Source organism: Neoroseomonas eburnea, from assembly GCF_018129005.1.
GTDB lineage: Bacteria > Pseudomonadota > Alphaproteobacteria > Acetobacterales > Acetobacteraceae > Neoroseomonas > Neoroseomonas eburnea.
In genome coordinates this window covers 1-22,470 of the sequence record NZ_JAAEDL010000051.1, presented here as the reverse complement: position 1 = coordinate 22,470, position 22,470 = coordinate 1, and the positions used below count along the sequence as shown (strand labels likewise).

Annotated in this window: 19 protein-coding genes and 1 tRNA gene; 15 read left to right on the top strand and 5 right to left on the bottom strand. The window is 70.4% G+C overall.

The genetic code is table 11. From position 1 onward, the window contains the following. Positions 1-266: 266 nt before the first annotated feature. Positions 267-340, bottom strand: a tRNA-Gln gene (locus GXW74_RS26465). A gap of 265 nt (positions 341-605) precedes the next feature. Here GXW74_RS26465 and GXW74_RS26460 point away from each other — a divergent pair. The 8 genes from GXW74_RS26460 to GXW74_RS26425 all read left to right on the top strand — a co-directional run bounded on the left by GXW74_RS26460 (position 606) and on the right by GXW74_RS26425 (position 10,409). Continuing rightward, complete coding sequence (locus GXW74_RS26460) at positions 606-1,685, top strand: Ppx/GppA phosphatase family protein (protein WP_211849775.1); 1,080 nt, start codon at positions 606-608, stop codon at positions 1,683-1,685. Between the two features lie 11 nt (positions 1,686-1,696). Beyond that, positions 1,697-2,386, top strand: coding sequence for an RlmE family RNA methyltransferase (locus GXW74_RS26455; RefSeq protein ID WP_211849773.1), 690 nt, complete (start codon positions 1,697-1,699; stop codon positions 2,384-2,386). Positions 2,387-2,808: 422 nt separating this feature from the next. Continuing rightward, the gene (gene guaB / locus GXW74_RS26450; RefSeq protein ID WP_211849772.1) at positions 2,809-4,314 is read left to right on the top strand and encodes an IMP dehydrogenase; all 1,506 of its coding nucleotides are present in this window, start codon (positions 2,809-2,811) and stop codon (positions 4,312-4,314) included. A gap of 302 nt (positions 4,315-4,616) precedes the next feature. Next, positions 4,617-5,294: a haloacid dehalogenase type II gene (locus tag GXW74_RS26445; RefSeq protein ID WP_211849767.1), complete on the top strand. Its 678-nt coding sequence runs from the start codon at positions 4,617-4,619 to the stop codon at positions 5,292-5,294. Next, positions 5,291-6,616, top strand: a complete 1,326-nt coding sequence (locus GXW74_RS26440) for an RsmB/NOP family class I SAM-dependent RNA methyltransferase (RefSeq protein WP_211849764.1) — start codon at positions 5,291-5,293, stop codon at positions 6,614-6,616. The genes GXW74_RS26445 and GXW74_RS26440 overlap by 4 nt, the downstream gene beginning before the upstream one ends. Beyond that, a complete protein-coding gene (locus GXW74_RS28255; RefSeq protein WP_211849763.1) occupies positions 6,613-7,185 on the top strand; it encodes a GNAT family N-acetyltransferase in 573 nt (190 codons plus the stop codon). Before GXW74_RS26440 ends, GXW74_RS28255 begins: the two co-directional genes overlap by 4 nt. Positions 7,186-7,230: 45 nt before the next feature. Continuing rightward, the gene (guaA, locus tag GXW74_RS26430; protein WP_211849762.1) at positions 7,231-8,811 is read left to right on the top strand and encodes a glutamine-hydrolyzing GMP synthase; all 1,581 of its coding nucleotides are present in this window, start codon (positions 7,231-7,233) and stop codon (positions 8,809-8,811) included. Between the two features lie 317 nt (positions 8,812-9,128). Continuing rightward, entirely contained in the window at positions 9,129-10,409 is a 1,281-nt protein-coding gene (locus GXW74_RS26425; RefSeq protein ID WP_211849760.1) for a tyrosine-type recombinase/integrase, read from the top strand. Here GXW74_RS26425 and GXW74_RS26420 read toward each other — a convergent pair. Then, positions 10,375-10,653, bottom strand: a complete 279-nt coding sequence (locus GXW74_RS26420; RefSeq protein ID WP_211849758.1) for a helix-turn-helix transcriptional regulator — start codon at positions 10,651-10,653, stop codon at positions 10,375-10,377. The two genes, GXW74_RS26425 and GXW74_RS26420, sit on opposite strands and share 35 nt — an antisense overlap. A 233-nt stretch (positions 10,654-10,886) precedes the next feature. On the opposite strand from GXW74_RS26420, the gene GXW74_RS26415 reads away from it, so the two are divergent. From GXW74_RS26415 to GXW74_RS26400, 4 genes are all read left to right on the top strand, one after another. After that, positions 10,887-11,855 carry an ArdC family protein gene (locus GXW74_RS26415; RefSeq protein WP_211849756.1) on the top strand — a complete coding sequence of 323 codons (969 nt, stop codon included), beginning with the start codon at positions 10,887-10,889 and terminating at the stop codon, positions 11,853-11,855. Further along, positions 11,852-12,268 (top strand): hypothetical protein, encoded by a 417-nt coding sequence (locus GXW74_RS26410; RefSeq protein ID WP_246524198.1) that lies wholly within the window; start codon positions 11,852-11,854, stop codon positions 12,266-12,268. The genes GXW74_RS26415 and GXW74_RS26410 overlap by 4 nt, the downstream gene beginning before the upstream one ends. 76 nt (positions 12,269-12,344) lie before the next feature. Continuing rightward, on the top strand, positions 12,345-14,465 hold the full coding sequence (locus tag GXW74_RS26405) for a ParB/RepB/Spo0J family partition protein (RefSeq protein WP_211849755.1): 2,121 nt from the start codon (positions 12,345-12,347) through the stop codon (positions 14,463-14,465). A 62-nt stretch (positions 14,466-14,527) separates the two neighbouring features. Further along, positions 14,528-15,547: a DUF7146 domain-containing protein gene (locus GXW74_RS26400; RefSeq protein WP_211849753.1), complete on the top strand. Its 1,020-nt coding sequence runs from the start codon at positions 14,528-14,530 to the stop codon at positions 15,545-15,547. Between the two features lie 423 nt (positions 15,548-15,970). On the opposite strand, the gene GXW74_RS28805 is transcribed toward GXW74_RS26400, so the two are convergent. The 3 genes from GXW74_RS28805 to GXW74_RS26385 all read right to left on the bottom strand — a co-directional run bounded on the left by GXW74_RS28805 (position 15,971) and on the right by GXW74_RS26385 (position 19,337). After that, positions 15,971-16,372, bottom strand: coding sequence for a Mov34/MPN/PAD-1 family protein (locus tag GXW74_RS28805; protein ID WP_408903896.1), 402 nt, complete (start codon positions 16,370-16,372; stop codon positions 15,971-15,973). Between the two features lie 68 nt (positions 16,373-16,440). Beyond that, positions 16,441-18,102 carry a ThiF family adenylyltransferase gene (locus GXW74_RS26390; RefSeq protein WP_211849750.1) on the bottom strand — a complete coding sequence of 554 codons (1,662 nt, stop codon included), beginning with the start codon at positions 18,100-18,102 and terminating at the stop codon, positions 16,441-16,443. After that, positions 18,099-19,337 carry a CBASS cGAMP synthase gene (locus tag GXW74_RS26385; protein ID WP_211849748.1) on the bottom strand — a complete coding sequence of 413 codons (1,239 nt, stop codon included), beginning with the start codon at positions 19,335-19,337 and terminating at the stop codon, positions 18,099-18,101. Before GXW74_RS26385 ends, GXW74_RS26390 begins: the two co-directional genes overlap by 4 nt. Positions 19,338-19,414: 77 nt before the next feature. On the opposite strand from GXW74_RS26385, the gene GXW74_RS26380 reads away from it, so the two are divergent. The 3 genes from GXW74_RS26380 (at position 19,415) to GXW74_RS26370 (ending at position 22,128) form a co-directional block, all read left to right on the top strand. Further along, a complete protein-coding gene (locus tag GXW74_RS26380) occupies positions 19,415-20,089 on the top strand; it encodes a Cap15 family cyclic dinucleotide receptor domain-containing protein (RefSeq protein ID WP_211849746.1) in 675 nt (224 codons plus the stop codon). 464 nt (positions 20,090-20,553) lie between these two features. Then, a complete protein-coding gene (locus GXW74_RS26375; protein WP_211849744.1) occupies positions 20,554-21,486 on the top strand; it encodes a DUF2493 domain-containing protein in 933 nt (310 codons plus the stop codon). Between the two features lie 102 nt (positions 21,487-21,588). Then, positions 21,589-22,128 carry a hypothetical protein gene (locus GXW74_RS26370; RefSeq protein WP_211849743.1) on the top strand — a complete coding sequence of 180 codons (540 nt, stop codon included), beginning with the start codon at positions 21,589-21,591 and terminating at the stop codon, positions 22,126-22,128. Positions 22,129-22,470: the final 342 nt, after the last annotated feature.

Here is a 22,470-nt window from a genome sequence, read left to right as displayed (position 1 = left end):
ACTGCCGCGGCGCAAAACCCATCGCCAACGCCCGTTCCAGCCCGCTCCCACACCTCCAACAAACGATCAGGCGCGTTTCGCAGAGATCTCCCTCGTGCCCTCGCGCCTTGCCGGGAGGCCGCATGCGGTAGCGGTAGATGCAACCCCTGCGGACCATGTGCGTGCAGGGGTGGTGGGACCAGGGTGGGACAGTATCGGGCACAAGCCGGCTTCCGGTGCTGTGCCGGAGCAAAAAGGCTTGCGAGATCAACGAGTTGGCAGGGCGGTGGCTGGGGGACCTGGATTCGAACCAAGGCTGCCCGGGTCAGAGCCGGGAGTTCTACCGCTAAACTATCCCCCAAGCGGGTCCGGCAGCGGCCGGGGCCGCGCATATAGCGCCCTCGTCCGCGCCCGGCAACACCGTCCATGCGGCGATCGCACGTCGTAACGTTCCCGGCATCGGCAGCGCCATGCCGCGGCAGCCGCCCAGGCCGCGGCCAGGGCCTTCCTTCCGCCGTCCCGCGCCTTCCCCGGGCCAGCGACATGGAAACCGCTTGCCCCGCGCCCCACATCTCCGGATCATTCCCGCGCGACCGGCCGCAGACGCCGTCGGTCCGGATACCGAAATGACCGAAGCCTCCGCACGCTACACCCCCGACGTCCCGCCCGAATCGGCGGCGCAGGTGTTCGCGCGCGCGGATCACGTGCCCTCCACCTTCGCGGCGCTCGACCTCGGCACCAACAACTGCCGGCTGCTGGTCGCGGCGCCGACCGCCTCCGGCTTTCGCGTGGTCGATTCCTTCAGCAGGATCGTCCGCCTGGGGGAGGGGCTGGCGAACACCGGCCGGCTGGCCGAGGGTGCGATGGACCGCGCCGCGGCGGCCTTGTCCTCCTGCGCCGAGAAGCTCGCCCGGCGGCCCGTGCGGCGGCTGGAAGCGGTCGCTACCGAGGCCTGCCGCCGCGCCGCCAATGGCTCCGCCTTCCTCGCCCGCATCGTTGCCGAGACCGGCCTCCGGCTGCGCATCATCTCGGCGCGGGAGGAGGCGGAACTCGCCATGGAATCCTGCGCCCCGCTGCTCGAACCGGGCGATCGGCGCGCCCTGCTGTTCGACATCGGCGGCGGCAGCACCGAGATCGCCTGGATCCGCGTGCCCGCCGGCGCCTGCCGCGGCGCGCCGCCGGAACTGATCGGCTACCTGTCCCTGCCCCTCGGCGTCGTCACGCTGGCCGAACGCGCCGGCCAGTCCTGCTTCACCGAGCACGGCTTCTTCGAGGTGGTGGACGAGGTCGCCACCCACCTCGCGGAATTCGACCGCGTGCATTGCATCGGGCAGGAGATCCGCGCCGGCGGGGTGCGGCTGATGGGGACCTCCGGCACAGTCACGACGCTTGCCGGCGTGGCCATGGCCCTGCCGCGCTACCGGCGGCCGCTGGTGGACGGGACGACGCTCGACTGCACGGCGGCGGACCTGGCGCTGGGGGATCTCTTCGCCCTCGGGCGGGAAGGGCTGGCGCAGCATCCCTGCGTCGGGCCCGAGAGGGTGGAATTCGTGCTGCCCGGCTGTGCGGTCTATGCCGCCATCCGCCGCGTCTGGCCGACGCCGCGCTTGACGGTGGCCGATCGGGGCCTGCGGGAAGGGATGCTCACCCGCATGATGCGCGCCGATCGCGCGCCCGCGCGCCGCCGCCACGGCTCCGCGCGCTGAAGGAGACATTGATGGCGAAGCAACCGCCCGGCGCCGGCCGCGGCATGGCGACGCGCCTGCGCACCGCCACCGGCCGCAGCACCGCGAGCCAGCGCTGGCTGACCCGGCAGCTCAACGACCCCTATGTGAAGGCGGCGAAGGAACGTGGCCTGCGGTCGCGCGCCGCCTTCAAGCTGCTGGAGATGGACGAGAAGCTGCACCTGCTGAAGCCGGGGATGCGGGTGGTGGACCTCGGCGCCGCGCCGGGCGGTTGGACGCAGGTCGCGGTGCAGGCCGTGGGGCCGCGCGGCCAGGTGGTCGGCATCGACATCCTGCCTATGGACCCCGTGCCGGGCGCCACCGTCCTGCAGGGGGATTTCACCGAGCAGGAGGCCGAGGACCGCACCATCGCCGCGATGGGCGGCAAGGCGGATGTGGTCCTGTCCGACATGGCGCCCAACACGACCGGCCACCAGGCGACGGATCACCTGCGGATCATGGGCCTCGCGGAGATCGCCCTCGACTTCGCCCGCCGCGTGCTGGCGCCGGGCGGGGCCTTCGTGGCGAAGGTGTTCCAGGGCGGCACGGAGAAGGAGATGCTGGCGACGCTGAAGCGGGATTTTGCCGTGGTGCGGCACATGAAGCCGCCGGCGAGCCGGAAGGACAGCGCGGAACTGTACGTGGTGGCGACGGGGTTTCGCGGGGATGGGGCGCGGGGCTGATCCGCGCGCGGATGCAAGTGGCCCAGCCCTCAGCCTGCCGCCCCCGTCGCTTTCGGACAAATGCCCGCTTCCGGTTCCGGGCGGGGGAATGGTTCGGATGACGCGTTCAAAGAGCAGGCGTCACCCCAGCGCTGGTCTGGAATTATTTCCTAGCATCCAATCTCCCGCAAGTCCACCAAAGTCGGCGCTGAGCCAAGGCATCGCGTGGCGTGGAATGCTCCGCGTGCCCCGCTTCTGCCGGCCGGGCGCAGCGCTCCCCGCCCGCACTCCCGCCCGACTCCCGAAAGAAGGGAGGGGGGATTCGCGGGAGGTTCTCCTCCCCCGACCTTTCTTGCATCCCTCCCGTCACTGCCGCACGCTTGCCCTGCCTCGTCACCCCGACTAAGGAGGGCCGCCAAGGTACGGATCGCGAAAGGTCCCCCATGGCTCCCGACAGCTCCCCTGACTCCCCCCGTGCGGGCATCCGCATGATCGAAGAGGCCTATGCCTTCGACGACGTGCTGCTGGTGCCTGCCTTCTCCACCGTCCTGCCGGCGCAGACCGACACGCGCACGCGCATGACGCGCGAGATCATGCTGAACATCCCGCTCATCTCCGCCGCCATGGACACGGTGACGGAGGCGAACATGGCGATCGCCATGGCGCAGTCGGGCGGTATCGGCGTGATCCACAAGAACCTGAGCCCCGAGGACCAGGCCGCCCAGGTCCGCCAGGTGAAGAAGTTCGAATCCGGCATGGTGGTGAATCCGCTGACGGTCCACCCGGACCAGACGCTGGCCGAGGTCCGCGCCTTGCAGGACCGCCACCGCATCAGTGGCATTCCCGTCACCGAGCGCGGCACCGGCCGGCTGGTCGGCATCGTCACCAACCGCGACGTCCGCTTCGCCACCGACCCGAACCTGCGGGTCTATGAGCTGATGACGCGGGAGAACCTGATCACCACCTCGCCGGACGTCACGCCGGACCAGGCGCGGGCGCTGCTGCACAAGCACCGCATCGAGAAGCTGCTGGTGGTGGACGACGCCTATCGCTGCGTCGGCCTCGTCACCGTCAAGGACATGGACAAGGCCCAGGCCAACCCCAACGCGGTGAAGGACGCGATGGGGCGGCTGCGCGTCGCCGCCGCGACCGGCGTGGGCGAGGACGGGCTGCGCCGGGCCGAGCTGCTGGTCGCCGCCGATGTGGACGTGGTGGTGGTGGACACCGCGCACGGCCATTCGCATGGCGTCATGGCGGCGGTGGAGCGCATCAAGCGCCTGTCCAACTCCGTGCAGGTCGTGGCCGGCAATGTGGCGACGCCGGAAGGCGCGCTGGCGCTGATCGAGGCCGGCGCCGATGCGGTGAAGATCGGCATCGGGCCGGGCTCCATCTGCACCACGCGCATCGTTGCCGGCGTCGGCGTGCCGCAGCTCACCGCCGTGATGGAAAGTGCCGCGGCGGCGCGGGAGAAGGACGTGCCCTGCATCGCCGATGGCGGCATCCGTTCCTCGGGCGACCTGGCGAAGGCGATCGCCGCCGGGGCGGATTGCGCCATGATGGGCAGCGTCTTCGCCGGCACGGACGAGGCACCGGGCGAGGTGTTCCTCTACCAGGGCCGCTCCTACAAGTCGTATCGCGGCATGGGCAGCCTCGGTGCCATGGCGCGGGGCTCGGCCGACCGCTACTTCCAGGCCGAGGTGCAGGACGCGCTGAAGCTGGTGCCGGAAGGCGTGGAAGGCCGCGTCGGCTACAAGGGCCCGGTGGGCGCGGTGCTGCACCAGATGGTCGGAGGCCTGCGCGCGGCGATGGGCTACACCGGCTGCGCCACGGTTGCCGACCTGCAGCGCAACGCGCGGTTCCGCCGGATCACCGGCGCCGGGTTGCGCGAGAGCCATGTCCACGACGTGGCCGTGACGCGGGAGGCCCCGAACTACCGGGCCGAAGGCTGAGGAACCGTTCGGGGAGCACGCCGACAGGCGCATTCCCGGGCGCCGCACGGGGTGGCGCCCCGACCCGGTCCCTGGCGAGGATACCGGCGCCGGATCGCCGGACGGGGCCTGGACGCGCGGCGGCCATGCCACATCGTCGCCGAGGCGCGTCAGGATCCGGCGGACGCTCGCCGTCACGTGATGCCCGACACCTCGCTTCGGGCCGCGCCCGGCCCCGGAGCAGTGCCGGCGCGGCGGCGCGATGGTTGGCGACGCCGGCCCTTCTCGGCCATCCTTGCCGGCGAAGATCAGAGGAAGCCGTCATGCCCGCGCCGGAAGCGGTCGTCTTCGATGCCTATGGAACGCTGCTCGATGTCAACGCCGCGATGGCGGCGCATGCCGCCCGGCTCGGCGATCGCTGGGCGGCGCTGTCGGCCGAGTGGCGGGCGAAGCAGCTCGAATACACCTGGGTGCGCAGCCTGACCGGCGCGGCGCATCACGAGGATTTCTGGCTCTGCACGCGCGACGCGCTGGAATTCGTCTTCGCCCGTCACAAGATCTCCGACCCCCGCCTGGCGAAGGACCTGATGGAGGCCTACCGCACCTTGCCTGCCTATCCTGAAGTGCCTGCCATGCTCGCGACCGTGCGGGCGCAAGGGATCGCCACCGCCATCCTGTCCAACGGCACGCCGGGCATGCTGGCCGATGCCGTCGCGGCCGCGGGCATCGCGCCGCTGATCGACGAGATCCTGAGCGTGGAGGAGGTCGGCGTCTTCAAGCCCGATCCGCGCGTCTACCGGCTGGCGACGCGGCAGTTCGGCTGCCCGCCGGACCGGCTGGTCTTCGTCTCGGGCAATGCCTGGGACGTGCAGGCAGCGCATGCGTTCAACATGAGCGTGGTCCGCGTGGACCGCAGCGGCGGACCCGACGAATACGGGCTGGCGGCCGCCGAGGTGACGGTGCTGCCCGACCTCTCCGGCCTGCCAGACCTGCTGGCGTGACCCCCTCCGCCCGTGCTGCCGCCGCGATCGAGTTGGTCGCGGCGCTCGAGGAACAGTGTTTCGCGCCCGAGGCCCGGCGCCGACCGGCCGATGCGGTGGCGAGCGATTTCTTCCGCGCCCGCCGCTTCATCGGCGGCGGGGACCGCCGCGCCGTGTCCGAGGCCGCCTGGGGCGTGGTGCGCCAGAGGCTGCGGCTGGACTGGCACCTGGGGCGGATCGGCATGGTGCCGACGCCGCGGCTGCTGCTGCTGGCGCAGATGCTGCTGGTCGAGGGCACCGCGCGGCAGGCGGCGGAGGCCGTGTTCGACGGGTCCCGCTATGGGCCGCCGGTGCTCGATGCGGCGGAGCGGCGCGCGGCGGCGGCGCTCGCCGGGCGGGCGCTGGTCGATCCTGCCATGTCGGACTCCGCGCGGCTGAACCTGCCGGGCTGGGCGCTGCCGGCGCTCGCCGCGCGCTTCGGGGAGGCGCTGGCGCGCGAGGCCGCGGCGCTGGAAGCCGAGGCGCCGCTCGACCTGCGCGCCAACCTGCTGCGCACCGACCGCGGCCGGGCGGCCGCAGCGCTGGCGGCGGAAGGCATCGCCGCCACGCCGACGCCCTTCTCCCCCTGGGGGCTGCGGCTGCCGTCGCGTCAGCCGATCACCGGCACCGCCGCCTACAAGGACGGGCTGATCGAGGTGCAGGACGAGGGCAGCCAGCTCATCGCCCTGCTCGCCGATGCGCGCCCGGGGATGCGGGTGGCGGATTACTGCGCGGGGGCCGCGGGCAAGACGCTGGCGATGGCGGCGACCATGGGCAATCGCGGCCGGATCACCGCCTGCGACACCTCCGCCGCGCGGCTCGAAGGGGCGGCGCGGCGGCTGCGGCGGGCGGGGGTGGACAATGCCGAGCGTCACCTGCTGGCGCCCGGCGACCGCTGGGCCAAGCGCCGCGCGGGGTCCTTCGACCGCGTGCTGGTGGACGCGCCCTGCACCGGCACCGGCACCTGGCGGCGCAACCCGGATGCGCGGCTGCGCACCCGGCCGGAGGATCTCGCCGAACTTGTTGCGGTGCAACATGATATCCTGGCCAAGGCCGCAGAACTGGTGCGCCCGGGCGGCCGATTGATCTACGCTACCTGTTCGATCCTGCCGCAGGAGAACGAGCAGCAGATGGAGCGCTTCCTGGCGCGCGGGCCGGGCTTCGCGCCGGTTCCCCTGGAAGGGCTGTGGAGGGCGCTGGTGCCGGGCGTGCCGGTACCCTGCGCCGGACCCTGGCTTGCCCTTTCGCCCGCGGCGCAGGGGACGGACGGATTCTTCTGCGCGGTGCTGGAGCGGGCGGCGTGATCAGCATCCGCCGCGCCCGCCCCGCCGATGCGCCGGCGATCGGGGAGATCCATGCGGCGGTCTGGCGCTCGGCCTATGCGGGCATCCTGCCGGATGGCTACCTCGCCGCCCTGTCGGCGCCGCGGCTGGCGGGGTTCTACCAACGCGCCATCCTCGACCGGCGGGAGGGCCATGCGGTCTTCGTCGCGGTGGCGGGCGGGCAGGATTGGCCGGGCCGGCCGATGGGCTCGACGGTGGTGGGCTTCGCCTCCGGCGGCCGGGCGCGCCGGGCCGGCCTCGCGGATGGCGAGGTGGAGACGCTCTACCTGCTCGAGGACTGGCGGGAGAGAGGCGCCGGGCGCCGGCTGATGCGCGCCATGGGGGCGCATCTGCGCGCCGTGGGGTGCCGCTCCGCCATGCTCTGGGTGCTGGCGGACAATCCGACGCGATGGTTCTACCGGCATCTCGGCGGCAAGGAGGCGGCACGCGAGACGATCCGGGTCGGCGGCCAGGCGGTCGAACAGGCCGCCTATGTGTGGGATCCGATCGAGGCGCTGCTCGCGGCGACGGCCCCGGCGGGCGAGAGGTAGCGCACAGGCGCTTGCCGGCGGCGCGGCGTTGTGCTGGAAGCCGCCATGGCCGACCCGATTCCTGATTCCGCCCTCCGGCACGAACATGTGCTGATCCTCGACTTCGGTAGCCAGGTGACGCAGCTCATCGCGCGGCGCCTCAGGGAATCCGGGGTCTATTGCGAAGTCTGGCCCTACAGCCACGCACCGGAGGAACGCATCCGCGCCTTCGCCCCGAAGGGGATCATCCTTTCGGGCGGACCGGCGAGCGTGAACGAGGGCGAAAGCCCGCGTGCGCCGGAGGTCGTGTTCCGGCTCGGCGTGCCGGTGCTCGGCATCTGCTACGGGCAGCAGACCATGGCCGCGCAGCTCGGCGGCGTGGTGGAAGGGTCCGACCACCGGGAATTCGGCCGCGCCTTCGTCGATGTGACGGGCGAATGCGCCATCACCCAGGGCGTCTGGGCGCCCGGCGCGCGCGAGCAGGTGTGGATGAGCCACGGCGACCGCATCACCGCCCTGCCGCCGGGCTTCCGGTCCGTGGCGTCGAGCGAGGGGGCGCCGTTTTCCGTCATCGCCGACGATGCACGGCGCTTCTATGGCACGATGTTCCACCCGGAGGTGGTGCACACGCCGCATGGCGCGGCGCTGCTGAAGAACTTCACCCATGGCGTCTGCGGCTGCGCCGGCGACTGGACGATGGGCGCCTATCGCGCCGAGGCGATCGCCAGGATCCGCGCGCAGGTGGGCAAGGGCCGCGTGGTGTGCGGGCTGTCGGGGGGCGTGGATTCCTCGGTCGCCGCGGTGCTGATCCATGAGGCGATCGGCGACCAGCTCACCTGCATCTACGTCGACCACGGGCTGATGCGGGCGAACGAGAGCACGCAGGTCGTCTCCACCTTCCGCGACCGCTTCAACATCCACCTGGTGCATCGCGACGCGTCCGACCTCTTCCTCGGGCAGCTTTCCGGCGTCACCGATCCGGAGGTGAAGCGCAAGACCATCGGGCGGCTGTTCATCGAGGTGTTCGAGGAGGAGCAGAACAAGCTCGGCGGCGCGGATTTCCTGGCGCAGGGGACGCTGTATCCGGACGTGATCGAGAGCGTGTCGGCGACCGGCGGACCATCCGTGACGATCAAGTCGCACCACAATGTCGGCGGGCTGCCGGAGGGGATGCGCATGCGCCTCGTCGAGCCGCTGCGCGACCTGTTCAAGGACGAGGTACGCGAGCTCGGCCGCGAGCTCGGCCTTCCGGAGGAGATCGTCGGCCGCCATCCCTTCCCGGGGCCGGGCCTCGCCATCCGCATCCCCGGCGAGGTGACGCGCGAGAAGGCGGACCTGCTGCGCAAGGTGGACACCATCTTCCTCGAGGAGATCCGCACGGCAGGGCTGTACGACGCGATCTGGCAGGCCTTCGCGGTGCTGCTGCCGGTGCGCACCGTCGGCGTGATGGGCGATGGCCGCACCTACGACCAGGCCTGCGCGCTGCGCGCGGTGACCTCCACCGACGGCATGACCGCCGACGTCTATCCCTTCGACATGGGGTTCCTGACGCGGGTGGCGAACCGGATCGTCAACGAGGTGCGGGGGATCAACCGGGTGACCTACGACATCACGAGCAAGCCGCCAGGGACGATCGAGTGGGAGTGATGCGATAGGCTTCGGTATGGTTCGAGACCTATCGCGCGAACGGCGCTAAGTAGATAAAATCATTGATATTATCTGGTGAGATGCTTCACGATCTATCGTGTGCAAGCGCGTTGATCTGACGGCATCATTGACGGTATCATCTGGCGGGCAGTGCCGGCGTGTTGAAGCTTGTCCGCCTGGAGATCCATCAAACGCGATCCAAATTTCACGGACAACGCGCTGAATTTGTTGAACCTTTTGATAGGATTGACGGTATCGGCTCTGACGGTATGGACGGCCCTGGAGCGGGGCGTATCGTAGTCGCTGAGGAGGATGTCATGCTCACCGATATCGCCATCAAGCGGCTGAAACCGAAAGACAAATCGTACAAGATTGCTGACCGTGACGGTATGTATGTCGCGGTCCTGCCGTCAGGAGCGATCTCGTTCCGCTACGACTATCGGCTGAACGGGCGCCGCGAAACGCTAACCCTCGGCGCCTACGGACCTGGCGGACTCACGCTCGCCGAAGCCCGCGAGCGCTGCCTCGTTGCTCGGAAGACCGTTGCCGCCGGACAGTCGCCCGCGCAGGAGAAGCAGCGCGCGAAGCGCCGCGCGGCAGAAGCACTCACAATCGCGGCCGCCGGGAAGCGCTGGTTCGATGACGCGCGAATGGCCGAGAGCACACGGTCGATGCGCAAGGCGATCTTCGACCGGGACATCCAGCCGACATGGAGGAACAGGCTCCTGTCGGAGATCACGCCCGACGACCTGCGCGGGCTCTGCGCCAAAGTGAAGGAGCGAGGCGCGCCCGCAACCGCGATCCATGTTCGCGACATCATCAAGCAGATCTACGGCCACGCGATCCTGCATGGCGAGAAGATTGCGAACCCGGCCGACGAAGTGGGGCCGGCATCAATCGCCACCTTCGTGCCGAAGGATCGTGCGCTTTCGCCGTCGGAGATCCGCATTCTGTTCGACCAGATCGAACACGTCGCAACCCTACCGACTATACGGCTCGGGCTCCGCCTCATTCTCCTGACCATGGTGCGCAAGAGCGAGTTGCTCGATGCGACCTGGGACGAGGTAGATTTTGAAAACGCTGTCTGGACTATTCCGAAGGAGCGCATGAAGCGCTCGCGTGCGCACAACGTCTATCTGGCGCGACAGGCACTCGACATCATGGTCGCGCTGAAAACCTGCGCTGGCAATTCACCCTATATGTTGCCCTCTCGCTATGAGGCCGACCAGCCGATGTCGCGTGCGACCTTCAATCGCGTCATCTACGCGGTTGTCGGGCGTGCGAAGACCAGCCGGCTGCCGTTGGGCGCCTTCACGGTGCACGACCTACGGCGCACTGGCGCGACGTTGCTGAACGAGCTCGGCTTTAACAGCGACTGGATCGAGAAAAGCCTTGCCCATGAGGACAATCGATCGTCGCGCGGCGTCTACAACAAGGCGGAGTATGAACCGCAACGTCGACACATGCTCCAGGAATGGGCGGACATGATCGACGCGTGGTGCAGCGGCCAGAAGCGGGTGCCCACCCTCTATCCGCCTACGATGCAGCTTGGGCCGACTGACATCATGCCTTCACAGGCCGCGTCCGCCGCATCCTGACATCGGGTATTGGCGCGCGCATTGATCCGCCACGGTCAGCGCCGTGCCGCCGCTTTGCGAGCCATGCTGCGATTTCTGCATAGTCCCAAGCCACGCAACGCGGCGTCAGATGGAAGCGTCGTGGAAACTCGCCCCGCTGCTCCATCTCGTAGATCGTCGTGTCCGATAGCGGGACGAGATCCCGAAGCTCGTGCCGTCGAAGGGTACGGCGAAGGACGGGAATGCTGCGCTGATTCTCGGACATGTGCCGCTCCGTGACGATCGCTATCGCCATGCAGCGGCATCTATCGAGCAGGGAAAAGCCGAGAGTGAATGCCGTAGTGCCGCGGCGCGTCGCAGCGCGAAAATCGGATGGCGTGACGCTGGCAAGGTAAACGTCTGACAGCGCCGCCAAGAGCGAGAGTTTGGCGGCTGTCGCCGTGACGGGTTTCGGGGCCGAGAGAGAGGCTCGCGGCCGGCCCGTCATGGAGAACCGCCATGACCCGCTCCGCGACACGGCCGGCTCCGAGCGGCCGAGCCACGGGTGACCGCGCGAACCTCTACGACGAGATCACCGACAGGATCATTGCCGAACTCGAGGCCGGGCGCCTGCCCTGGGTGCAGCCCTGGGGAACTTCGGGCGTGGCCGCGCCGCTCGCCCTGCCGAAGAACGCCGCGACGAGCCGCCGCTACTCCGGCATCAACGTGCTCATCCTTTGGGGTGCCGTCGTCGAGCGCGGCTACGCCGGCCAGAGCTGGCTCACCTTCCGCCAGGCGCTCGCGCTCGGCGGCAATGTGCGCAAGGGCGAGCGCGGGACCACCGTGGTCTATGCAGACCGCTTCATCCCCGGCGAGGAGCGCGAGCGCGCGCAGGAGACGGGCAAGGACGCCCGCGCGATCCACTTCCTCAAGCGCTTCACCGTGTTCAACGTCGAGCAGTGCGATGGCCTGCCGCCCGAGCTCGCCGCGACGGCGCCGCCTGCAGATACCTCGCTCATCGAGCCGCGGGTTCAGGCGCTGATTGCAACGTCCGGCGCCGACCTCCGCATCGGCGGGGAGCGCGCCTACTACGACGTGCTCGGCGACTTCATCCGCGTGCCGCCGCCGCAGGCCTACTTCCAGCCTATCGACTGGCACCGGACCGCGCTGCATGAGCTCGGTCACTGGACGGGGCATTCATCTCGCCTCGGCCGCGAGATCGCCAACAGCTTCGGCTCGAAGAAGTACGCACAGGAGGAATTGGTCGCCGAGATGACGGCGGCCTTCACCTGCGCCACGCTCGGCATCGTGCCGACGGTGCGCCACGCCGACTACATCGGCTCCTGGCTGGAGGTGCTGCGCGAGGAAAATCGCGCAATCGTCCGCGCGGCGAGCGCGGCATCGAAGGCGGCTGATTTCCTGCTCGCCTTCGCGCCTGATGGCGAAGCGATCAACGATGACGCAGACGTGGCGGAGGTGGTGTCGTGACCCGGCGGCACAACGCCAGTGCTCCGGTCGTCGCGCCCGAGGAGGAGGAGCGCTACGGCCGCTACATCCACGAAGCCCTCATCACGGAGGGTGGCCATCTCGCCATCGGCCGCGGCGGCTTCACCCTGTACATCGCTCGCGGTGCATATCTCAGCGGGCACGACTGCGAGACCATCAAGACGGCCTGCCTCGCCGCCGGCCTGCCGGTCATCGACAGTCGCGGCCTGGCCTTCGACGTCGTCTGCGATCTCGCGGTGCGCGGCCCGATGGTCGCGGTCGGTGAGCCCGCCAGCGCACCGCCGTGGGGTGCCTTCTCCTACGCGCCGCTCGCGGCTGTTGCGGATGCCTATCGCGCGGCCGGAGCGGAGGTCTGGCACCTGCCCCCTGACGCACCAGCTGCGCGGAGAGAGTGAGAGGGCCGAGGCGGTCTTCGTGACGGGTTGAGGGTCGGGAGAGAGGCTCCCGGCCGGCCCGTCATGGAGAACCCCCATGTCGAAGTCCGCCCCGAAGGTCGCCCTCTCCGCCTCGCGCGACATCCCCTTCAACCGCCTCGTGCTCAGCCAGGCGAATGTCCGCCGCATCAAGGCGGGCATCGCCGTCGAGGAACTGGCCGAGGACATCGCCCGCCGCACCCTGCTCCAGAGCCTCACCGTCCGCCCCGTGCTGGACGATGACGGCCGCGAGACCGGCATGTTCGAGGTGCCCTCGGGCGGCCGGCGCTACCGCGCGCTCGAACTGCTCGTGAAGCAGAAGCGCCTCGACCGCACCGCGCCGATCCCCTGCATCATCCGCACCGAGGGCATCGCCGAGGAGGACAGCCTGGCCGAGAACGTGCAGCGCGCCCCGCTGCACCCGCTCGACCAGTTCCGCGCCTTCCAGGCGCTGCGCGAACGCGGCCGTTCCGAGGAGGAGATCGCTGCCGCCTTCTTCGTCTCGGTCGACGTCGTCCGGCAGCGGCTGCGCCTCGCCGCCGTCTCGCCGCGCCTCCTCGACCTTTACGCCGAGGACGGCATGACGCTCGAGCAGCTGATGGCCTTCACCGTCAGCCCCGACCATGAGCGCCAGGAGCAGGTCTGGGAGGCGTTGCAGCGCTCCTTCACGAAGGAGCCCTACCAGATCCGCCGCCTGCTGACCGAGGGCGCCGTGCGCGCCTCCGACAAGCGCGCCCGCTTCGTCGGCGCCGAGGCCTACGAGGCGGCGGGCGGGCTGATCCTGCGTGACCTGTTCCAGCCCGACGATGGTGGCTGGTGGCAGGATGCCGCGCTGCTCGACCGCCTCGCGCGCGAGCGGCTGGAGCGCGAGGCCGAGACGATCCGCGCCGAAGGCTGGCGCTGGGTCGAGGCCGCGCCCGACTTCCCCTACGGCCACACCTACGGTCTGCGTCGCTTGGCCGGCGAGGCGCAGCCGCTGACCGAGGAGGCGACGGCGCGGCGCGATGCGCTCCAGGCCGAGTTAGACCGGCTGGAGCAGGACTGCGCCGAGGCCGACGAGGTGCCGGAGGAGACCGACCGGCGCCTGGCCGAGATCGAGGAGGCACTGGCCACCTTCGACGAGCGGCCCGTCGCCTTCGACCCCGACGAGATGGCGCACGCCGGCGTCTTCGTCAGCATCGACGGCTCGGGCTCGCTGCGCGTGGAGCGCGGCTATGTCCGGCCGGAGGACGAGCCGCCGGTCGCGGCCGAGCCGGAGCAGGAGCAGGTCGAGACCGACCAGCCCTCGGCCGATCCGGAGACGGAGGGCGAGACCACCGCCGAGCCCGACACCGGCACGGCCGCCCCGCCCGCCGAGCCGCCGGAGGAGGACGAGGGCATCCGACCGCTGCCCGACCGGCTGCTGACCGAGCTCACGGCGCACCGCACCCTCGCGCTGCGCGACGCGCTCGCCGCCGATCCGCAGACGGCCTTCCTCGCCGCGCTGCACGCGCTCTGCCTGCGGCTGTTCTACCGCTACGGCCTCGACTCCTGCCTGGAGATCGAGCCGAAGAGCGCGCTGTTCTCCGCCCAGGCGCCCGGCCTCGCCGACACCACCTCGGCGCGCGCCATCGAGGCGTGCCACGCGCGCTGGCAGGCGCAGATGCCGACGGAGCCTGGCGGGCTCTGGCCGGTCCTCGCGGGCTTTGATGCCGACAGCCGCGAGGCGCTGTTCGCGCACTGCGTCGGGCTGACGGTCAACGCGGTGCACGAGGCCTACAACCGCCGGCCGAAGGCGATCGCGCATGCCGACCGCATCGCCGGGGCGGTCAGCCTCGACATGGCCGCGGTCGGCTGGCGGCCGACGGCGGAGGCCTATCTCGGCCGCGTCACCAAGGGCCGCATCCTCGCCGCCGTGCGGGAGGCGCGCGGGGCGCGGGCGGCGGAGCGCATCGCCGGCCTGAAGAAGGCGGAGATGGCGACGGCGGCGGAGGAACTGCTCGCCGGCACCGGCTGGGTGCCCGAGCCGCTGCGCTCACCGGGCCAGGTCTTCGGGGCGGTGGAGCCGGAGACCGAGGCGACGCCGGAGGGCGAAGCGGAATCGGCGGTGGACGGCGGCGAACCGGCCATCGCGTCGGCGCCGCCGGCAGAGGACACTGAGGCCGCGGCGGTCCCCACCGCCGCGATCGCCGCCGAGTAACCGGCCTCCCTGCACCTCGCGGGCCCGTCGCAAGGCGGGCCCGCATCTTCATGGAGGGACCGATGCGCGAGGATGCCGCCGCGCTAGCGCGCCGCCTGGCCCGCAACGCCGAGGCGGTCTGCCGCCACTACCTCTCCAACGGCCGGCGCGAGGGCCGTTGGTGGACCGTGGGCGATGTCGCGAATACGCTGGGGCGCAGCCTGTTCGTGCGGCTGCACGGGCCGGAGGCGGGGCGCGGCGCTGCCGGGAAGTGGACCGACGCCGCGACGGGCGAGCATGGCGACCTGTTGGATTTAATCGCCCGTGCGCGCGGTCTCGACCGCTTGCGCGATGTGCTGGGCGAGGCGCGGCGGTTCCTGAGCCTACCGACGCCGCGGCGGCCCGAGCCGCACGCGCCTGTCGCGACTGGCTCGCCGGATGCGGCGCGTCGGCTGTTTCACGCCGGGCAGCCGATCAAGGGCACGCTGGCCGAGACCTATCTGCGCGCGCGCGGCATCGCCTACCTGGACGACCTGCCCGCGCTGCGCTTCCACCCACGCTGCTACTACCGCGCGGACGAAAACGCGCCGGTGGAGACGTGGCCCGCAATGCTCGCCGCGGTGACGGACCTCGACGGCACGATCACCGGCGTGCACCGCACTTGGCTCGCGCACGACGGCACCGGCAAGGCGCCGATCGCGACGCCGCGGCGCGCGATGGGGCGGCTACTCGGCAATGGTGTGCGCTTCGGCGTGGTGGACGATGTTGTCGCGGTCGGCGAGGGCATCGAGACGATGCTCGCGCTGCGCTGCGTCGCGCCGCTCTTGCCGATGATTGCTGCTTTGTCGGCGAGTCATCTCGCGGCGCTGGTCCTGCCCGGTAGCGTTCGCCGCTTCTACGTGGCGCAAGACAACGACTATGCGGGCACCAGCGCTGCAGCGACGCTGATCGAGGGGGCGGGGCGAGCGGGCATTGAGCCCCTGGCACTGAACCCACGCTCCGACGACTTCAACGACGATCTGCGTCAGATCGGTCCTGCCGACTTGGCCTCGTGGGTGCGCGTCCAGCTGGCGCCCAAGGATGTGGCGTTCCTTCGTGCCTAGGCCCGCACTACCTCTGCCGCCGCAGCCAAGGCCTGCGCCAGCGCCTCGTTGTCCGCTTTGCGCCCATCCCGGTCGCCGGTGTTTGGGCGCGCACTGTCCGAAAGCGGAGGCTCGTTCAGCTTTGCCGAAGGCGTACGAGCTGAACACCATGGAGCATCGGCAAACTCGGCCGCCATCCGCACACGCGCTGCGGCGGAGGCATCCGAGGCGAAGATCCCGCCAGCAGGTCTCGGCGGTCGGCACCTGGCTTGACCGCGAGCGCCGGCTGCGCGACCTCACGCTGACCCATTTGTTCAGCGTTCATTGGAACAGTCTCGGCGAGCAGTACCGCCCCGCGCTCCGTCTTGAGGCCGGCCCAGGTGATGGACTCATCCCTTCCAAAAGGCTGCGATACGTCGACCTCGTCGCTCATGCGCGTCGGCGCTACCCGTGAACCACGCCGACATCTCCCGCCTCTAGAACTACGAGGCGGGAGATTGAAGGTCGCGGCCACCGAGGGCGGACGACGAACAGCCCCCACTCGCCCGGCGCGACGAGGGCGAAGACCATCGGGCGGCCACAGCGCTTGGTTTCGGACCGCCATGTGGCAGCGTCGGTCGAGGAAGGCTCCACGCCGCTCCAGGGATGCGTGTGCCACTCCCCGACGTAGCTCACGGTCCCGCCCGACGCGTGCCAAGCCTCCCTGTTTGCGGCATCGTGAAGGGGGTCCGCGCGGGTGAAGGAGAACAATTGCCGTTCGTCTCCCGGACCCGGATCGGTGCGTCCCGTCACCTCCATGTCCGCACCGCGATACGCGCCGAGCAGGATTCCGCCCGCCTCGGGCATCGCGCTGCAGGTCCCCGCCGCGAGGTCGAGGCTTTCGCTAACCGCGTGGTGGACGAGCACGCGCGTCCTCACGCCGGACCGTCCCCACACTCGGGACAGCCCGGCACGGCGGCCACGTCCCGGTCGGGGTCGTCGCGGGTGGACGCGTGGTCGAGCCTGACCGTGCGGAACGAGGGACGCACCTCGCCAGCGGCCCATTCAAGAGCCATCGCTGCTCCGAGACAGGCGGCCACGCCCGGCGCGGCCACGCCATAGGGCATGAACTCAGCGTCGCCGCAGGCCGCGGGGACCGGCAGCGCATCCGCGCCGTCGCGCAGCGCGCGCGGCCTCTCGCCGAAGGGACGGGCGCACGCGTAGCAGCCTCGCCCGTCGCGTGACGCGGAGACGAACAGGGCTTGGGCCGCGGCTCCCTGGCCGAGCAGCCACGCGAAGATCATCGCCGGCCCGCCAGGCCGACGGACCTGCACCTCGTGGTTCAGCGCGCGGGAGAGCGGCTCCTCGCCCGTAGCGTCCACCACTAGGTCGGCGCGGCATGCTAGGTCCAACTTGGCCATTGCGTCATCGGGAACCGCCTGCACGGCTATGCCGGGCGAAAGGCGCTTGAGTTCCGCCTCGACCGCCGCTGCCTTGCCGTCCCCGACATGCTCCGCCCCGAGCCAGTGCCGCCCGAGATTGCCCGTCGACAGCACGTCGGTATCGACCAGCACGAGGCGACCGCCGCCCGATCCTGCACCGGACTGGGCGAGGTATCGGGCCAGCTGCGCCCCGATGGCTCCGCACCCAACGAGCACCACGAGCCGCCCGGCCAGCGTAGCCCTGCCCGCGAGATTGCGCGTCCTCGCGTGCTCCGCGTCCATCCGCTGGCCCCGCAGCCGCTCCACTCCGATCTTCGCCGCGCCGTCGCGCATCCGGGCCGCCCAGAAGCCCTTGGTGCGGACGCACCTCTGCCAGAGCACGGGCAACCGCAGGCGGACACCGACGCACCCGTTGGCTCCGGCTACAAAGAGACACACATCCTCGTCGAAGAAGCGTTGCGACGCGGCATCCAGAAGCCGCGCGCGCAGCGCGGGATCCTGAACCTCGGCCCAGTCGAGGAACGCCGCAAAGGTCGTGGGCGGTCCACCCGTCGTCAGGGAGAGTTCGCCAGGCACGCGGACAAGCCAGGCACGTCCCGTCTCCGCGCCGCGCAGCCGGCCCATCGCCCCGCCCTCGAACCCGCCGTTGTCGAGCTGGCGGGTCAGTACGGACAGCGGGAGCGCCCCGAGGCGCGGCACAGTGAGGAGGGAGGCCATGCCGCCGGGCGCGTCGGGCGGGAGCGCGACGTGCACGTCCGCTCCTGCGCGCCAGTGCTGAGGGAACTCGGCGGCGACTTCGCGGCTCGCCCCGGCGGACAGCGACCGCTCCAGGGTGTTCACCACCTCACGGAGCACGGCCAGGGCGCTCTCGGCGGGCCGGTGGTGGTCGAGGACCAGCGAGCCCTGCGTCGCGTAGCAGAGATAGTCGCCCGTCTCGACATGCGCGAGGGCATCGGGCGCGTCCTCGCTCCGATGGGTCAGGCGAACACTGGGCAGACGCGAGAAGCGCAGGCAGGGGAAGCAGACGGAGATTCGAACGGGCCGGCCTCCCACATCGACGGCCCCGATGAATCCCGGGGCTTCGCCCTGCCCGGGAGTGAAGCCCAGGCCGGTCAGCGCCTCCCCGATGCGCGCCAGTGCCTCGCCGGGGGTCACCCCGAGGTCGTGCGCACCACCGGGGCGAGCGGCACGGCGGCGCGGGGCTGGGCGAGGATGCGGGCCTCCTCAGTGGGCACGATCTCGACGAGGGCCGGATCGCTGGGCACCCGTCCGCCCAGGCAGCCCTGCAACCGCGAGATCACCGCGTCCGCCTTCGTCGCCGCCGTAGCAGCGCGCAGATCGTCCCGCAGCATCTCAGCGGCGACGATGAACCCCCGCCGCGTCTCAGTGGACCAGTCCTTGTCCAGGTTGGCCTCGGGGTCGGGGACCACCGGGTTCTTGATCGTGACCGCGAGGAGAGCGGGCATCCGCTCGGCGACAGTGAGCAGGGCCTCGTCCTCGCGCGAGGAGTCCAGCCGGGTGCGGTTCTCGTCGAAGGCGCGCACCGCCATCGTCATCAGGGTGATGGAGGAGATGCCGTCCTCAGGCTCCTCCCACTCGTGGTCGCGCCACGCCTTCAGGTAGCGGCAGACATGGCGCAGGTGCGGCCCGTGCTTTGCCACCGCGCCCTGGAACCAGTCGTGCAGCTTGCGGGGGTCCGACTTGATCCAACCGCCGTCGCGGCGGGCGAGCATGATGTGATCGTCGGGCAGGTTCCTGTAAGAGTCGTCGGCGAACTCCGCCGAGTCCATGGTGAACATGCCGCGCGAGTGCAGGGATTTCTCCAGCAGCTCGACGTTCGCGTAGTCCTCATCGGGGATTGCGTAGAGCGGGAGATCGACGTGGGTTTTTGCGTTGATCACCACACGGACGCAGGACGGCTTCTCACGGGAGAGCGTCCAGCCCCGCTCCTTGCAAAGCGGCTCCAACGCCTCCTCGATGACCTTGAAATACGCCTTCGCCGCCAATGCAGGCCTCTCGCCCTGGTTCATGAACGAGGTCGGCAGGAACACTCCGTCGTCGAGGTCGACCTGCTGGGGCGGCGTGTGGTCCGGGACGGGATCGTTCAGGGTCTTGTACGAGTAGCTGCCCTGGCCCCGGAACCGGGGGGAGGGACGCAGCCCCCGCAGGAACTCATCCGTGCGGAAGGCGGGCGACGCGTCCTCGAACAGGAAGCGCTTCTGGAGCGGGGCGCGGTCGGCGACCGACCGGAACGCCGCCCGGATGCACTCCCGGATGTCGTCCCGCGCCGACCGCAAGGCCGCCTCCTCCCGGTCGGGGAGATCAATCTTGCGGATGAAGCCGGGGGTGTCCCCAACCCCGCGAAGTACCCGATGGAACCTGGCCGCCACGAAAAAGTCCCTCTGCGTCAACGCCTCATTCGACCTATGGTGTCTCTGACCTGATTTCAACCACAAGGGGTGGTGCGGTGTACCAGATTGTTGGGCTTCCAATCCTTCTCAAAGTATTTGGCTGGTCAGTGGTCGCGCTCGCCGTCCTAATCGTGGCGATCAGCGCCCTGATCGAGGTGCCGGCAGGCTGGGGCTGGGCGAAGGCAGTCTTCTCCGCCGCCGGTACCGGCATCGCCATCGCCTCGGGAACGGTGGCGCTGCTGGGGAGCGGGAAGATCTTCCCCTGGTGCTGCCGACAAAGGTGGAGTTGCGGCGTGTTCCCGGACCTCGCGGGCGAGTGGGTGGGAGAGCTACGCTCGAATTGGCCCCGGATCTCTGCGCGCGGCGCGGACGGCGTAGGCGACATCGATTTGCTTGTCAGGCCGGCGCGAGCGACGATCACGGCCAACTTGCTCACCGTATGCATGGAGCTAGCGACAGACGACCGCTACTCCATCTCGCGCACCTTCACGACCGGGGTCGAGAGGGATGGCACGACCGGCGAGGTGACGATCAGCTACCTATACGAGAACACAACGCTCGCCCCGAAATCCACCGACGTCTCGACGCATCAGGGAGCCGCGAAGCTCACCCTCCGGCGCGAGGGCGACGACCTTGTGCTGGAAGGGCCGTACTGGACGAACCGGGCCTGGAACCTCGGTCTGAACACGGCGGGAGTCGCGTGCTTCCGCAAGGTGACCAAAGCCGCATGATCGCGACAACCCCTCCAACGCCGGCGGTGTGAATGCCGACGTAGGCCTGCACCGGAGAGGCAGAAGTCTGCTCTAACTGCATCTGCCATCGGAAGCCGGCCGTCCGCTCCCGGCGCATGCCAGCCGTGTCGCCGTTCGGTATTCAGGGCGGCAGATGTCGCCCTCGGGCCGGCCTGCGCGCACCGAGCTCCTTGGCCAAGGCTTGTCGTCCAGCGCCGCCCTCACGGCCTTCGTTTGCGCGATCGGGCCGGAGCCGCGCCAGCCCCGCAACGCCGTCGCGCAGCTTTCTTCCCCGCGGCCCTGACGGGCCGCTTCCTCGCGAGACAAGAAAGCCGCGCGCCGCCGTCCTCCGCTGCGCTGCGGCCCTCCGGCTTCGCCTGCGGGTGCCGGGCGGTCCCACCCCCGGCCGGGTGATCGCCACGAAGGCCGCGATGGGCGCGGCCCGTGACAGCGAGGACCCGGCCATGACCGACCGCTTCGACGACGCCGAACCCACCCACGCCGCCTCCGCCACCGCGCACCTGCTCGACGAACTCCAGCTCCACGGCTACCGCCCCTTCGCCGACGAGCCCGACCCTCGGCCGCTGCCCGATCCGGACCGCCTCTCCGGCGCCGTCGCCGACATCTTCGACGCACTCGTCGCGAGCCTCGGCGAGACGCGCCTCGAGCCCGACCTGCCCGACCTGCTCTGGTCGCTGGTCAACCTCTTCCATCGCGGCATCGACCGCATCGGCCGCGAGCTCGACACCAACGAGGCCGCGCAGCAGCGCTCCCAGCGCGAGCAAGACGGCTCCGAAGTCCGCTCCGTCGAGCTGGAGCGCCTCCTCGCCCAGGGCCTCACGCTCATCGAGCGCCGCAACGCCTTCGAGTTCCTCCGCGACGCCGCCGCCGAGCACTTCGAGCACCACACCGGCTCCGCCTGGCGCCCGCGCGCGGGATCGATGGCCAGCCGCCGCACGATGACCGCGGCGATGATCGACAGCCGCGACTTCCTGGCCGCCAGGCGCCGCGCCGAGACCGAACCGCTCCTGCCCCCGGGCGTCCGCGTCGCCTTCGCAGGCGGGGTCGATTGCAACGACCACCAGCGCATCTGGGCCGCGCTGGACCGCGTGCACGCGAAGCACCCCGACATGGTGCTGCTGCATGGCGGCACGCCGAAGGGCGCCGAGCGCATCGCCGCCTGCTGGGCCGACCAGCGCAAGGTGTCGCAGATCGTCTTCAAGCCGGACTGGCACCGGCACAGCAAGGCGGCACCGTTCAAGCGCAACGACGCGCTGCTCGAGACGCTGCCGATCGGCGTCATCGTCTTCCCTGGCTCGGGTGTCACTGACAACCTGGCCGACAAGGCGAAGCGCCTCGGCATCCCGCTCTTCGACTTCCGCGCGGGCGGCGGGTAGCGCCGCCCGCACGATGATGCGCTCGCGCAAAGGCGAAGCGCTGCGCACTCGCGATCCGCTACAATCGCGGCGCATCATCGCGCCTCGACCGGGGAGGGTCGTATGACGCTGGGTGTCATCGTCAGCCTGTTCGGCCTCGGCACGGCGCTCGTGCTACTGTTCACGCTCGCCATCTACGCCATGCCGTTCTTCGTCGGGCTGACAGTCGGCATGTGGGCATTCGAGACGGGCGCGGGCGTGATCGGTGCGGCGCTGGTCGGCCTCGTCGCGGGCGTGGTGGCGCTGTTCGCCGCCCAGCTGCTCTTCGCCTCCGTGCGCTCGCTCGCCCTGCGGGCCGTCATCGCGCTGCTGTTCGCCGCACCGGCGGCCGTGGCCGGCTATCACGCGGTGCTCGGGATCTCGGCGCTGCTCGTGCCGTCGGAAGTCTGGCGGCACGTGTTCGCGGCGATCGGTGGCTTGGCCGTGGGTGTCTCCGCGGCAGTGCAACTGGCTGCGTTCGCGGGCGCCGGCGCCCAGCCGAGGCAGGTCACCGCTGGCCGTCCTGACGCAGAGTTCGCCGAAGGGGCGGGACCGGATCAGCCTCGCCTGCCATCCCCCTCCGCGGCGCGCCTGCCGGCGCCGTCATCGGGATCGCGCGGCTGAACCGATGGATGGCGACCCTCGTCGGGCACATCCACGCCACGCCCCACCGAGCCGGGATGATGGGTCACCTGGCCAGCATCTCGCCTCCCCAGTTCCGGCCGGATCCTCCCTTGTGCACGCCATGGGCGCCGTGACCGCGATGCCTGGTCCATCGCGCTTGTGCCGGGCGCGGCGACAGTCGCCTGCTGTCTCCGTGGTCCGTCCGATGTCGCGCTGCCACGCTGCCTCGGATGGCCTGATCTGGCCGAGGGACGGCTGACGCCTCGGGCGCCTCGGCCGCAACGGCGCCGGTGCGACTTTCTTCCCCTGCGCGTGCCGCGCATTCCTCGCGAGGCAAGAAAG

What these genes read in the sequence shown, in the direction of transcription:
- GXW74_RS26445 (WP_211849767.1), top strand. Translation starts at nt 4,617, where the DNA reads ATGCCCGCGCCGGAAGCGGTCGTCTTCGATGCCTATGGAACGCTGCTC.
- GXW74_RS26405 (WP_211849755.1), top strand. Translation starts at nt 12,345, where the DNA reads ATGTCGAAGTCCGCCCCGAAGGTCGCCCTCTCCGCCTCGCGCGACATC.
- GXW74_RS26415 (WP_211849756.1), top strand. Translation starts at nt 10,887, where the DNA reads ATGACCCGCTCCGCGACACGGCCGGCTCCGAGCGGCCGAGCCACGGGT.
- GXW74_RS26425 (WP_211849760.1), top strand. Translation starts at nt 9,129, where the DNA reads ATGCTCACCGATATCGCCATCAAGCGGCTGAAACCGAAAGACAAATCG.
- guaA (WP_211849762.1), top strand. Translation starts at nt 7,231, where the DNA reads ATGGCCGACCCGATTCCTGATTCCGCCCTCCGGCACGAACATGTGCTG.
- GXW74_RS26420 (WP_211849758.1), bottom strand. Translation starts at nt 10,653, where the DNA reads ATGTCCGAGAATCAGCGCAGCATTCCCGTCCTTCGCCGTACCCTTCGA.
- GXW74_RS26370 (WP_211849743.1), top strand. Translation starts at nt 21,589, where the DNA reads ATGACGCTGGGTGTCATCGTCAGCCTGTTCGGCCTCGGCACGGCGCTC.
- GXW74_RS26375 (WP_211849744.1), top strand. Translation starts at nt 20,554, where the DNA reads ATGACCGACCGCTTCGACGACGCCGAACCCACCCACGCCGCCTCCGCC.
- guaB (WP_211849772.1), top strand. Translation starts at nt 2,809, where the DNA reads ATGGCTCCCGACAGCTCCCCTGACTCCCCCCGTGCGGGCATCCGCATG.
- GXW74_RS26460 (WP_211849775.1), top strand. Translation starts at nt 606, where the DNA reads ATGACCGAAGCCTCCGCACGCTACACCCCCGACGTCCCGCCCGAATCG.
- GXW74_RS26400 (WP_211849753.1), top strand. Translation starts at nt 14,528, where the DNA reads ATGCGCGAGGATGCCGCCGCGCTAGCGCGCCGCCTGGCCCGCAACGCC.
- GXW74_RS26455 (WP_211849773.1), top strand. Translation starts at nt 1,697, where the DNA reads ATGGCGAAGCAACCGCCCGGCGCCGGCCGCGGCATGGCGACGCGCCTG.
- GXW74_RS28805 (WP_408903896.1), bottom strand. Translation starts at nt 16,372, where the DNA reads ATGCCCGAGGCGGGCGGAATCCTGCTCGGCGCGTATCGCGGTGCGGAC.